Genomic DNA, 12,581 nt, shown 5'->3' on the forward strand with positions numbered 1-12,581 from the left:
GGTCATCCCTTCGTCGCGCCGGCGGTGAGGCCGCCGACGATCTTGCGCTGCATGATGACGAAGAAGATCAGCACCGGTGCGATCGCCAGCAGCAGCGTCGGATAGACCACGGACAGGTCGGTGGTGTGCAGACCGATCGCGGAGTACACGCCGGTCATCACGGTGTACAGACCCGATGCCGGACCCAGCACGATCTGCGGGTTCACGAAGTCCGTCCAGACTCCGATGGTGTGCAGGACGATCGCGGTGACCACGACCGGCTGCATCAGCGGGAAGATCACCTGCCAGAAGGTGCGCAGCCGGCCCGCGCCGTCGATCTGCGCCGCCTCGTCGAGCTCCCTGGGGATGGACTTGATGTAGCCCACGAACAGGAACATCGACAGCGGCAGGGTCAACGTCGCCTCGTACAGGACGAATCCGGGGATCGTGCCCATCAGGCCCGTGAAGCGCAGCACGTAGATCACCGGGATGACCAGGACCTGCCCGGGGATGAACAGCCCGGCCAGGAACACCAGCAGCATCCCCTTGTGCCACCGGCGGGTACCCCGGGCGATGACATAGGCGGCCGGACCGGCCAGCGCCAGGGACAGCACGTTGACCAGGACCACGAACATCACCGTCACACCGAACGACTTGATGATGTTGTAGTCCGGTGACGACAGTGCCGCTCGGAGATAGTCCGTGGACAGCGCTCCCGGGGCGGCGGAGAACGGCCGTTGACGGATCGCCGACTCCGGTTTGAACGCGTTGACGATCACGAGGTACAGCGGCGCCAGCATGACCAGTGCGAAGAGACCGAGCATGACCGAGCCGACGCGGCTGTCTGCATTGCGTTTCACTGTTCCACCGCCTTCTCGCTGCGCTGGCGCAGCGCCACGATCACGACGGCGAGCACCGTGATGACGATCATGAGGGCGATGCTCTGGGCCGAGGCGTAGCCGATCTTCCCGTTCAGGAACGACTCCGACAGGACCAGGTATGCGTACGTCTGCGTGTGGCCGGCCGGACCACCGTCGGTCATCGCCAGTACCAGGTCGTAGACCCGCAGCAGTTGGACGAGCACGAGGACCACGTTGATCGTCACCGTGGGTGCCAGCATCGGCAGCACGACCTGGCGGAACGTCTGCCAGCGTGAGGCGCCGTCGATGCGCGCCGCCTCCAGGAGCGACTCCGGGATCGTCTGCAGCCCGGCGAGGTAGAGGACCACGTTCACGCCGAACGTCGACCAGACCACCACGAAGACGACGGCTGCGAGCGCCCACTGCGGATCGGAAAGGAACGGGACCTTGGAGCGGTGCGCCGCAGTCAGGAGCGTGTTGACCGCTCCTTCGCTGCTCAGTATCGCCGACCACAGGAAACCGATGATGACTGCGCCGAGCACGTGCGGGTAGAAGAACAGGCCCCGCAGCATAGCCTTGACGCGCCCCTCGCCGTTGAGCATGACCGCGAGGCCCAGGCCGAGGACGTTGCAGGCCACGGTGCCGACCACCGCGATCACGAGCGTGACGTATGCCGCGTTCGCCACGCCCGGGTCGTGGAACAGCTGGACGTAGTTGTCCAGGCCGAGGGATTTGTAGCTGTCGGAGAAACCGTCCCAGTCGGTGAGGCTGAGCCGTCCGGCGACCACGACGGGGATGAGGATGAAGGCCACGACCGCCGCCAGTGCGGGGCCGACCATGAAGATGCTGGACAGGCTGCCCGCCGCGCGTACGCGCAGCGGGCGCGGGTGAGTGTGGTGAGTGCGTCGGGGGCGCTCATGGACCGGCGGGTTGTCCGACGGCCCATGAGCGGTGAGCGTCGCGTTACTTGGGCGCATTCGCGGCCCACCACTTGTCCATGGCCCCCGCCACCTGATCGGCCTTTGTTCCGAGATACATGCTCTGGACCTGGGTGTTGAACTCGTCGGGGAAGCCCGCCGGGGACGAGTTGTCGCCCAGTCCCGGGCCGATCGCGACGGTCTTGCCGCCGGCCTTGTCGAGGAGCTTCGCGATGTCGTTGGTCAGCGGGGTGGCCTTGTAGCTGTACCCGGTACGGAAGTTGCCCTCCGCGCTCAGCGCCATCGTGATCGCCTTCTTGTCGCTGACCAGGTACTTCACCAGGTCTATTGCCGCGTCCGCGTGCCTGGAGCTCTTGAGCACCGAGTACGGCATGGCCGGGTTGGCCGCCTGCGGCGGCGTGGAGCCGTCGAACGTGGGGACGGGGAACACTCCCGCGTCGATGCCCGGCTTCGCTTCGGCGAGCGAGGCCGCCAGCCAGTTGCCCATCACCATCGTCGCCGACTTGCCGGCTGTGAAGTTGTTGATCATGTCCTGGTACTTGATGCCGTTGGCGTCCTTGGGAACCAGGCCGTCCTTGATCCAGGACTCGTAGACGCCCAGGTACTTGGCGTAGTTGCTGCCGACGAAGGTCACGGAGCCCTTGTTCCGCTTCGCGTACCACTGCGGCTCGGTGTTCATCACGTTCGGGTTGGCCATCATCAGGGCCTGCGCGCCGGTGGTCCACTCACCACCGGTCTGCAGCGGCGTGTAACCGGCGCCCTTCAGCTTGCGCAGCGCGGCGGTGAACTCGTCAACCGTCTTGGGCGTTTTGGTGACACCAGCCTTGGCGAAGGCAGCCTTGTTGTAAAATACCAGCGACTGGAGCTGGACGCCGGTGCCAGCCATCCACGCCTTGCCGTCCAGCTTGGACGCCTCCGCGAACGGTGCGTCCTTCACCCACTGTTCGTCGGGCAGCGGCGCCATCTGTCCGGCGAGAGCCGTGTTCTGCCCGCCGGCGAGGATGTCGGGTGGGCTGCCCGCGGCCAATTGCTGCTTCAGCGTATCCTCGATGCCCCTGCCGGTGGGCGCCTCGATCGTGACCTTCACTCCGGGGTGACCGGCGACGTACCCCGCCACCAGGTCCTTGTAGAACTGCTTGGTCAGCACCGGAGTGATGTTGACCAGCATGCGGATGTTCTTGTCGCCGCCCGCTGAGTCCGAGCCGGTCGAGCAGCCCGTGAGCAGTGCGGCGGACATGGCGATGGCACCCAGCTTGACCAGGTGCCGGCGAGAACCCGAAACCATCGAACCCTCCATCGAGCGAGCTAATCGCTTATCGCTTATCGATAGCGAGCTCACCATCGAGGACCCGCCGGGCGTCGGTCAAGAGCTCCCAACGGCAGCGTTACCTGTTCGCAACCTACCCGGCAGGTCAACTCGGCTTCTTTCGGCGGGTTTTGTAAGACCCCTTGACACTCGCTACCGCCGACCCACTACTTGTCGCTCAACGATTATCGATTAGCCGGAGCATCGTGCAACGAGGGCCCGGTAGTCGAACCATCGTGCGACGAGGGCCCGGCCGGAGGCGCCGTGCGCCTGGACCGAGGGCCCGGTTCCAGTAGGCACCTACGAAAGGCACTACATGTCCAGATTCTCTCGACGTGATCTCCTCAGGGCCGCCGGGGCCGTCGGTGCCGGTGCGTCGGCAGCCCTCATCACCGGGCCGGCCTACGCCGGTACCGGTGACCGGCGAGACCGGGCCGAGGACCAGAAGTCCTTCTTCGTGGCAACGGACGGGAAGGACTCGAACCGGGGCACGCAGGCCGCGCCATTCGCGACGCCGGAGAAGGCGCGCGACGCGATCCGGGCCTGGCGGCAGGGTGCGCCGGGCCGTGCCACGGCACCGGTGACCGTCTTCCTCCGGGGCGGCACGTACCGGCGGACGCGAAGCTTCACCCTCGAAGCGCAGGACTCCGGTACGCCGGGCCGACCGGTCACCTACGCCGCCTACAACGGCGAACAGGTCCGGCTCGTCGGTGGCGTGGACCTGCCCGCTACCGGGTTCGAGGCGGTCAGCGACGAGGCGATACGCAACCGTCTCCCGGCCGGGTCACGTGACATCGTCCGCGAGTTCGACCTGAAGGCGCTCGGGATCACCGACTACGGTCAGATCGTCCAGACCGGATACGGCCTGCCGCGCACGGTCACCCCGCCCGAACTGTTCTTCAACAGCAAGGCGATGACCCTCGCCCGTTACCCGAGCACCGGGTTCCTCGCCGCCGGCCAGGTCATCGACCCGGGCGGGAACCCCCGCAGCGTCCTCGGCGACCCCGACAAGATGGCCGCCGAATTCGCCAAGGGCGCCACGTTCAAGTACACCGACCCCCGGCCGTCGACCTGGACCGACACCAGTGACGTGTGGATGCAGGGCTACTGGTTCTACGAGTGGGCCGACGGCAACCTTCAGATCAAGGCGATCGACCCGGCGGCGCAGACGGTCTCCACCAAGACTGCCAGCATGTACAGCGTCAAGGCGGGCCAGCGCTACTACTACTACAACGTGCTTGAGGAACTCGACTCGCCGGGCGAGTGGTACCTCGACCGGGCCACCGGGAAGCTGTACCTGTACCCGCCGGGTGACCTGACCGGTGCGTCGGTGCAGCTGTCGCTGCTCGCCGACCCGATGGCCGTCCTCAACGGCTGCTCGAACGTCACGTTCTCGAACCTCATGTTCGAAGGGTCGCGCGGCGACGGCATCGTCATCACCGACGGCACGTCCAACACGGTCACGGACTGCACCCTGCGGCTCCTGGGCGGTCGCGCGGTCACGATCGGTGATGCGAGTGTCTCGGCCGGCCCGCACGGCGGATCGGGGAACGAGGTCCGCGGCTGCCACATCCAGGCCACCGGCCAGGGTGGCATCGCCCTCGCCGGCGGTGACCGGGCCACCCTCACCCCGGCGCGCAACCGGGCGGTCGGCAACGAGATCCACGACTACAGCCGCCTCCAGCTGACGTACAGCCCCGCGGTCGAACTCGCCGGTGTCGGAAACCACGTCGCCAACAACCACATCTACGATGCGCCGCACGTCGCCATCCTCTTCCGCGGCAACGACCACGTGATCGAGTACAACGAGATCAACGATGTGGTGAAGGAGACCAACGACGCCGGCGCCATCTACGCGGGCCGGGAGTGGACCGGACGCGGCACGGTCATCCGCTACAACTTCCTGCACGACATCGTCGGCAGCGGCGGATCCCACTTCGCCTCGGGCGTCTACCTCGACGACTGCTTCTGCGGAACGACGGTGTTCGGCAACATCTTCTACAAGGTCGACACCGCCTTCCAGATCGGCGGCGGCCGGGACAACGTCATCAGCAACAACATCATGCTGTCGTCGGGCCGTTCGGTGACGCTCGACGAACGAGGTCTCAACTGGGCGGCGCAGAACGTGGCACCCGGCGGCGCGTGGGGGATGTACGACCTGCTGGCCGCCGTTCCGTACCAGAAGGAGCCATGGCGGTCGCGCTATCCGAACCTCGTGGACATCGCCGACGATCAGCCGGCGTACCCGAAGTACAACGTCGTCGAGTACAACGCGCTCTGCACCGTCGCCGCGCTGGACATCGCCCCTTCCGCGCGCACGTACGGAACGGTTGACCACAATCTGACACTCACTGCCGACCCCGGCGTAGTGACAGTCGTGGACGGGAAGCCGACCCTGGGCAACGACGACCTGATCGCCGCTCAACTCCCCGGCTACCAGCGGATACCCATGAACCGGATCGGGCGCTCGTGACCCGCACGGCCGAGAGCGGCGGGGCAGGGAGCCGGCCGGCCAAAGCCAGTAGATAAATTAGTAATTAATCTTGACGGTGGCCCGGTTGCCCCGTCAGTCTGTATCAGCCGGACGAGGGCCCGGCCGCCTGGGTCAGGAGGCCGGGCCCTCGTTCCGTGGGCGCGCATGCGGAGTCGCAGGCACACCTCAGCACAGCGTCCGAACGGCGCCACCGGCGGAATCGCCGACAGCTTCACCACCCGAGGAGCCGACAGCCCCATGAACGGAAACACCCGCTTCGCCGACAAGGTGGCAGTGGTCACCGGAGCCGCGTCGGGCATCGGCGCGGCCACCGCCGAACGGCTCGCCGCCGAAGGCGCCGCGGTGATCCTCGCCGACATCGCCGAGGACGCGGGCAAGCGTGTCGCCGCGAGCATCCGAGCAGCGGGCGGCCGGGCCCTCTTCATCAGCACGGACGTCGCGGACGAGGGCGGCTGGGGGCGGATCGTCTCCGCGGCGCACACCTTCGGCCCCGTCGACGTCCTGGTGAGCAACGCCTTCACGGTCGACGTCACCCCCGCGCACGAGATGACCATCACCTCGTGGGAGCGCCAGCTCGCAGTGAACCTCACCGGAGCGTTCCTCGGCTTCCGTGCGGTCCTGCCCGATCTGCGCGAACGCCACGGCGCCGTGGTGCTCACCTCCTCGGTCCACGCCCACAAAGGCATCCCCGGACATCCCGCGTACGCGGCGTCCAAGGGCGCGCTGCTCTCTCTGTGCGGACAACTGGCGGTGGAGTACGGACCTGAGGTGCGAGTCAACACGGTCCTGCCCGGCCCCATCCTCACCGGGGCATGGGACCGGGTCTCGGAGGAGGACCGGAGGCAGAGCATCACCGAGACTGCCGCCAAGCGTTTCGGTACTCCCCAGGAGGCTGCGGCGGCGATTGCGTTTCTCGCCGCCGACGAGGCGTCCTACATCACGGGATCGAGCCTGCTGGTGGACGGCGGCTGGTCCGTCGTCAAGGCCTCGGCCTGACCGTCTCCGTACCCATCGCACAGGACCTGACCGTCTCCGTATTCAACGCACACCAGAAAGGCACACAGACATGACGCCATACGCGCGCCGCGGAGTGCACGGCCAGACCGTGGAGACTCTCGCGCGCCGGGTGCTGAGCGGCGAGATCCCCGAAGGAGCGACGCTCGATCTCGTGGCGTTGCAGGATGAGTTGGACGTCAGCCTGACCGCCTTGCGGGAATCCCTGAAGGTCCTCGCCGCCAAGGGGATGGTCGACGCGCGCCAGAAACGCGGCACCTTCGTCAGAGCCCGCGCCGACTGGAACCTCCTCGACGCGGACGTGCTGCGCTGGCAGTTCGCGGGTGGCACCGACTCCGGCACCGATCCGGCACTGCTGTACAACCTCGGTGAGGTGCGCGGCATCATCGAGCCGGCCGCTGTCCGGCTGGCCGCCGCCCGCCGCACCGATTCCGACCTGGACGCACTCGAAGCGGCCCTCGCCGCGATGGGTGAGCAGGAGGGCGGCGCGGCCCACGCGGTCGAGGCGGACCTCGCCTTCCACCGCGCGCTCCTCGCGGCCACCCACAACGAATTGCTCGAACGCATGGAGATGGTCATCGAGTCGGGCCTCGCGCACCGCGACGAGATCGTGCACAGTTCGCCGCACGGCGAGGACCCCGTACCCAGTCACCGGGCTGTGCTTGACGCCGTACGCGACCAGGACCCGGTCGCTGCCGAACGCGCCATGCGGGCCCTGCTCGACCAGGCCGTACGCGACCTCGACCGGGCCCACGGCACCCGGCCGGCCATCGACGAGGGGACCGCGAACCGGTGAAGATCACTCGCATCGAGACCTTCCTCGTACCGCCACGCTGGCTGTTCTGCCGGATCGATACCGACGAGGGCGTCGTCGGCTGGGGGGAACCCGTCGTCGAGGGCCGGGCCGAGGTCGTACGCGCCGCCGTCGATGTCCTCGCCGAATACCTGATCGGCCAGGACCCGCTGCGCATCCAGGACCACTGGCAGGTGCTCAGCAAGGGCGGCTTCTACCGGGGCGGCCCGATACTCTCCAGCGCCGTCGCCGGTATCGACCAGGCCTTGTGGGACATTGCCGGCAAGGCGTACGGCGCCCCGGTGTACGCGTTGCTCGGCGGTCCGGTCCGCGACGAGGTGCGGGTCTACGCCTGGGTCGGCGGCGACGAACCCGCCCAGCTCACCGAAGAGATCACCGCCCAGGTCGAGGCCGGCTTCACCGCCGTCAAGATGAACGCGGCGGGTCGCACCACCCCCCTCGCGACCCCTGCCGAGACCACCGCCGTCGTCGATCGGGTGACCGCCGCCCGTGCGGTCCTCGGCCCCGGCCGCGATGTGGCCATCGACATGCACGGCAGATTCGGACCGGCCGGCGCCCGCCGGGTCCTGCACGCCATCGAACCGCTGCACCCACTGTTCGTGGAGGAACCGCTCCTTCCCGAACAGGGGCACCTGCTGCCCGCCCTCGTCGGCGCCACCTCCGTACCCATCGCCACCGGCGAACGGCTTTACGGGCGGGCCGATTTCCTGCCCGCCCTCACGGCCGGCATCGCGGTCGCCCAGCCGGACCTCGCGCACGCCGGAGGCATCTCCGAGGTCCACCGCATCGCCTCGCTCGCCGAGACCTACGGTGCACAACTCGCCCCGCACTGCCCCCTCGGCCCGATCGCACTCGCCGCCAGTCTCCAGATCGCCTTCTCCACCCCGAACTTCCTCATCCAGGAGCAGAGCCGGGGCATCCACTACAACAAGGACGCCGACCTGCTGTCGTACGTCGTCGACACCGACCCGTTCCGCTTCGTCGGCGGACGGGCGCGGCGCACGGGACAGCCGGGGCTCGGTATCACCGTCGACGAGAAAGCCGTACGCGCGGCCGACCGGACAGGACACGCCTGGCGCAACCCGGTGTGGCGGCACGACGACGGCGCCTTCGCCGAGTGGTGAGCGCCATGACTCCGCTGCTGATCGAGACCGACCCGGCCCACGGCGGACGGTGGACGTCCCTGCGGGCGGCCGGACGCGAATGGCTCTGGCACCGCGACGAGCCACGCCGCCCCGGTGCCATTCCGGGTGACGCCTTCGCCGACGCCGGTGGACTGGAGGAATGCGTACCGACCGTACGAGGCACACCCGACCACGGCGATGCCTGGACCCGGCCCTGGCAGTGGGCCGATGGCACCGAGTCCGTCGACTGCCCGGACTTCCGGCTCAGCCGCCGGATTCGCAGCGACGGGGGCGGCGCAGTGGCCGACTACCGGCTCACGGCCGAACCCGGCTACCGCTTCCTGTGGGCCGCGCACGCGCTGTTCGATCTCTCGGAGCAGGCCCATATCGGGATCAGCGACGGCACGCCGACCCGCTTCTATCCCGACAGCGGCGCCCGGTGGATTCCCTGCTCCTGGCCGTCGCAGCCCGGGCGGACGGAAGGGCTCGACCGTCTCGGGCCGGATGACGGGACGGCCGTCGGCGCCATCGTCGACACCCCGCAGGTGTACGTCCGCGACGGCGCGGCCACGTTGCGCATGGCCGTCGAGGCCGAAGGCCAGCCGGTGTCCGTGGCGCTGTGGCGCAACCTCGGCGGCTTCCCCGAGCAGGTGCCGTACCGGTCCGTAGGGGTCGAGCCCATGCTCGGCCGGGTCTTCGACCTGGCGGCCGCGCGGGACGGGGACGCCGCGTGCGTTCCGCACAGCGGCGAGGTCCGCTGGCGTCTCACCCTGGCTGCGCAGGCACCGGAGCCGTGGACACAACCAGCGCCACAGACGGAGCCGGAAACCGACACGGCACCGGAAGACACAGACAGGAAGGGAACTCACACGTGGATCTGCTGACCGCGCTGCGCACCCACCGGATCGTCGCCATCGTGCGCGGCGACGACGCGGACGCCGCGCTCAGAACCGTACTGACCCTGGCGGAGGAGCACCTCCCGCTCATCGAGGTCTCTCTCAGCGGAAAGGACGCACTCGACGTCATCCGCCGGGCCCGCGCCGCGCTGGGCCCCGGTGCACCGCTCGGTGCGGGCACCGTCCTCACCGCCGAGGACGCACACGCGGTGCGGGACGCGGGAGCCGGCTTCGTCGTCACCCCTGCCGTCTGCGAGGCCGTCACGGAGGCCGAGCGCCTCGGGCTGCCCGTCCTCGCGGGGGTGATGACCCCCACCGACATCGTCGCCGCACGGCGGCTCGGTGCGGACGCGTTCAAGATCTTTCCCGCGGCGCAGGCCGGTGGCCCCGGATATCTGAGGGCACTGCAGGGCCCGTTCCCGGACGCGCCGTTCGTGCCGGTCGGGGGGGTGGACGCCGACGCGGCCGGGGCCTATCTCGCGCACGGGGCTACCGCGGTGGGTGTCGGCTCGCCGCTGATCAGCGACGCGGCCGACGGCGGCAGCCTCGAAGCACTCCGCGAGCGGGCGCGCGCGTTCCGCGACGCCGTACGCGCCGCCGCCCCCACGGACGCCGGCCGATGACCGCCGGCACACCGGCCGTCTGCTGGCAGGACCGGCTCGGGCTCGGTGAAGGAATACGCGCGGTCGACGACGGCATCGTCCTCGTCGACATCCTCACCGGGCGGCTGCTGGCCGGACCCGCAGACCGCTCAGCTCCGCTGACGCAACTCGCCCGGCTGTCCGTGCCCCTGGGCGCGGTCTCCCCCGTCCACGCACGCCCCGGCACCTGGATCGCGGCCGCCGGCACCGGTGTCTGCCTGATCACCGCGCACGGGCGGACCGAGTGGCTCGCGCGCCCCGAGGACGGGGCCGCCACGGCCATGCGGATGAACGACGCGACCGCCGACCCGTACGGCAGGTTCTGGGCGGGCAGCATGGCCTACGACGCCGAGGACGGCGCGGGCTCCCTCTACCGTGTCGACCACGACGGCACGGTGATCCGAGTGCTGGACGGCCTCACCGTTCCCAACGGCCCGGCATTCTGTGCGGACGGCACCGTGATGTACCTCGCCGACAGCGCCAAGGGCATCATCCGCCGGTACCCGGTCGACCCGGACACCGGGCTGCCGGGTACGCCGGACACTTTCGCCGTCTTCGACCACGGCAGCCCCGACGGCATGACGGTGGACGCCGAGGGCGCCCTGTGGACTGCGGTCTGGGGCACCGGCACCGTCCACCGCTACCGCGCCGACGGCACCTTGGACCGGCAGATCCGAATTCCTGCGACGCAGCCTGCCGGGCTGTGCCTCGACGGGGACGGCCTGTACGTCACCAGCGCGCGGCACGGTCTCGCTGCACCCGGACCGCTGGACGGTGCGGTCTTCACCACCCGGGTCGGCGTCCGGGGTCTGCCCACGTGTGCTTACCACCCCGGGAGAGCCGAGTGACGGCGATTCGCACGTCCCGCCAAACCGGCCGGCGGCCGGTGACGGGACCGGTGACCTGTATCGGTGAGACCATGGCCGCGCTGATCCCCGAACCCGCCGCCCCGCTGGACGGCGCCGGTCTGCTCGGGATCCGGATCGCGGGCGCCGAGTCCAACGTGGCGATGTACCTCGCCGACCACGGGGTGCCCGCCCGTTGGGTCTCCGCGCTCGGTGACGACCCGTTCGGACACCGGATCCGCGCCGAGGTGGCCGCATCCGGTGTCGACATCAGCGGCGTACGCACCGACCCGCACCGCCCGACCGGACTCCTCGTCAAGGACCCCGGCACCGAGGGCACCCGGGTCCACTACTACCGCCGCGGCTCCGCCGCCTCGGCCCTGACCCCGGACCTCATGGACGACGACGCCGTGCGCTCCGCAGGCCTCATCCACCTGAGCGGCATCACCCCGGCGCTCTCGGCAGGCTGCCGGGACCTGGTCACCGCGCTGCTCGAGCCCGACATTGCTGAACGCCCGTGCCCCGTGAGCTTCGACGTCAACCACCGGGCCGCTCTGTGGGCGGACGGTGCGGCGGCCACCGTGCTGCTCGGGCTCGCCCGACGGGCGGACATCACGTTCGTGGGCCTCGACGAGGCACAGGCCCTGTGGGGAGACGGACTGGCCGACGCCTTCGCCGTACGGGACTTGCTGCCACAACCGCCCGTCCTCGTCGTCAAGGACGGTGCACGGGCCGCCACCGCCTTCGACGGCCCCAGGGTCCACACCGTGCCCGCTCCCAGGGTCGAAGTCATCGAACCGGTGGGCGCCGGTGACGCGTTCGCGGCTGGGTTCCTCGCCGGGCTGCTGCGCGGCGAGGAACCTGTACGGGCGCTGCGGCTGGGGCATCTGACGGCGGGTGCCGCATTGCGGGTGACCGGCGACCACGGCCCGCTGCCGGACCGCGCCCGCCTCGCCGAGCTACTCGACGCGGCGCCTGAGGAGTGGGCAGAAGGTGGGTGACCCGGCGATCCGCCCAGTGAGCTGAACCTCCGACAAGGCGTACAGCAACGGGCCTTGCCGCCGCCACCTGCGCCGACGCGGCATCAAGCACACGATCCTGGAAAGTCCGATTCCAGGGCCGCACGCCTCTCTCCGCCCTGAAGCAGGCGCAGGACGGGGAACCGGATGCCGCCGGGCTCGGTGAGCTGCTCCGGGAAGTGGGCGAGGACTGCCACCCGCCCCAGTCCCCCGCCGATATCGTCGGCCGGCTCGGCCGCGTGCTTGCCGTTCTGCTGCTCGACATCCCGGCCGTCCGCACGCTTGCCACCGCCCTGGCCCTCGGCACACCGCAGGACACCGCCGTCCAGACCGCCTACGAGCAGATCCGCGCGGCCTGGACCACAGCCGGGATCTACTGACACCGCTACCCGACCACACGAAGCTCACCTGGTGATGTGGGGACTCGGCCTCACAATTCGAACATCTGCTCTAATAAGTGAACGGCGAGCACGGTGATCGCTTGGATCCCGGGGCAACCTTGCGGCAGCGGGTTCCCAGCTGCTTGCGTATCAGGTCGGCGGCAAGGTCGATGGTCGACTTCGAACCGGAAGGCGAACCTGGTAGACAGCATCCTGAGAGCCCTCGACAGGCTGGTTGTTCTTCACAAACACGCCAACTCCCGCCGGGGGC

Annotated in this window: 12 protein-coding genes; 9 read left to right on the forward strand and 3 right to left on the reverse strand. The window is 69.3% G+C overall.

What is annotated here, in order from left to right:
* Positions 1 to 2 precede the first annotated feature (2 nt).
* From OG842_RS00460 to OG842_RS00470, 3 genes are read right to left on the reverse strand one after another with little or no spacing between them, the layout of a single operon-like run.
* Positions 3 to 839, reverse strand: a complete 837-nt coding sequence (locus tag OG842_RS00460; protein ID WP_266726529.1) for a carbohydrate ABC transporter permease — start codon at positions 837 to 839, stop codon at positions 3 to 5.
* Positions 836 to 1,816 carry a carbohydrate ABC transporter permease gene (locus OG842_RS00465; RefSeq protein WP_266726531.1) on the reverse strand — a complete coding sequence of 327 codons (981 nt, stop codon included), beginning with the start codon at positions 1,814 to 1,816 and terminating at the stop codon, positions 836 to 838. Before OG842_RS00465 ends, OG842_RS00460 begins: the two co-directional genes overlap by 4 nt.
* Positions 1,803 to 3,062, reverse strand: a complete 1,260-nt coding sequence (locus tag OG842_RS00470) for an ABC transporter substrate-binding protein (RefSeq protein WP_266726532.1) — start codon at positions 3,060 to 3,062, stop codon at positions 1,803 to 1,805. The genes OG842_RS00465 and OG842_RS00470 overlap by 14 nt, the downstream gene beginning before the upstream one ends.
* A gap of 337 nt (positions 3,063 to 3,399) precedes the next feature.
* On the opposite strand from OG842_RS00470, the gene OG842_RS00475 reads away from it, so the two are divergent.
* The 9 genes from OG842_RS00475 (at position 3,400) to OG842_RS00515 (ending at position 12,310) form a co-directional block, all read left to right on the forward strand.
* Complete coding sequence (locus OG842_RS00475; protein ID WP_266726534.1) at positions 3,400 to 5,556, forward strand: right-handed parallel beta-helix repeat-containing protein; 2,157 nt, start codon at positions 3,400 to 3,402, stop codon at positions 5,554 to 5,556.
* Positions 5,557 to 5,814: 258 nt separating this feature from the next.
* A complete protein-coding gene (locus OG842_RS00480; RefSeq protein ID WP_266726536.1) occupies positions 5,815 to 6,573 on the forward strand; it encodes an SDR family NAD(P)-dependent oxidoreductase in 759 nt (252 codons plus the stop codon).
* A 70-nt stretch (positions 6,574 to 6,643) separates the two neighbouring features.
* Positions 6,644 to 7,387 (forward strand): FadR/GntR family transcriptional regulator, encoded by a 744-nt coding sequence (locus OG842_RS00485; RefSeq protein WP_266726538.1) that lies wholly within the window; start codon positions 6,644 to 6,646, stop codon positions 7,385 to 7,387.
* Entirely contained in the window at positions 7,384 to 8,529 is a 1,146-nt protein-coding gene (dgoD, locus tag OG842_RS00490; RefSeq protein ID WP_266726540.1) for a galactonate dehydratase, read from the forward strand. Before OG842_RS00485 ends, dgoD begins: the two co-directional genes overlap by 4 nt.
* A gap of 5 nt (positions 8,530 to 8,534) precedes the next feature.
* Complete coding sequence (locus tag OG842_RS00495) at positions 8,535 to 9,413, forward strand: hypothetical protein (RefSeq protein WP_266726542.1); 879 nt, start codon at positions 8,535 to 8,537, stop codon at positions 9,411 to 9,413.
* Positions 9,401 to 10,048 (forward strand): bifunctional 4-hydroxy-2-oxoglutarate aldolase/2-dehydro-3-deoxy-phosphogluconate aldolase, encoded by a 648-nt coding sequence (locus OG842_RS00500; protein ID WP_266726543.1) that lies wholly within the window; start codon positions 9,401 to 9,403, stop codon positions 10,046 to 10,048. Before OG842_RS00495 ends, OG842_RS00500 begins: the two co-directional genes overlap by 13 nt.
* Positions 10,045 to 10,914, forward strand: coding sequence for an SMP-30/gluconolactonase/LRE family protein (locus OG842_RS00505; protein ID WP_266726545.1), 870 nt, complete (start codon positions 10,045 to 10,047; stop codon positions 10,912 to 10,914). Before OG842_RS00500 ends, OG842_RS00505 begins: the two co-directional genes overlap by 4 nt.
* 50 nt (positions 10,915 to 10,964) lie before the next feature.
* Positions 10,965 to 11,912 carry a sugar kinase gene (locus OG842_RS00510; RefSeq protein WP_323185678.1) on the forward strand — a complete coding sequence of 316 codons (948 nt, stop codon included), beginning with the start codon at positions 10,965 to 10,967 and terminating at the stop codon, positions 11,910 to 11,912.
* Between the two features lie 197 nt (positions 11,913 to 12,109).
* Positions 12,110 to 12,310 carry a hypothetical protein gene (locus OG842_RS00515; protein ID WP_328512067.1) on the forward strand — a complete coding sequence of 67 codons (201 nt, stop codon included), beginning with the start codon at positions 12,110 to 12,112 and terminating at the stop codon, positions 12,308 to 12,310.
* Positions 12,311 to 12,581 lie beyond the last annotated feature (271 nt).

Source organism: Streptomyces sp. NBC_00376 (assembly GCF_036077095.1).
GTDB lineage: Bacteria > Actinomycetota > Actinomycetes > Streptomycetales > Streptomycetaceae > Streptomyces.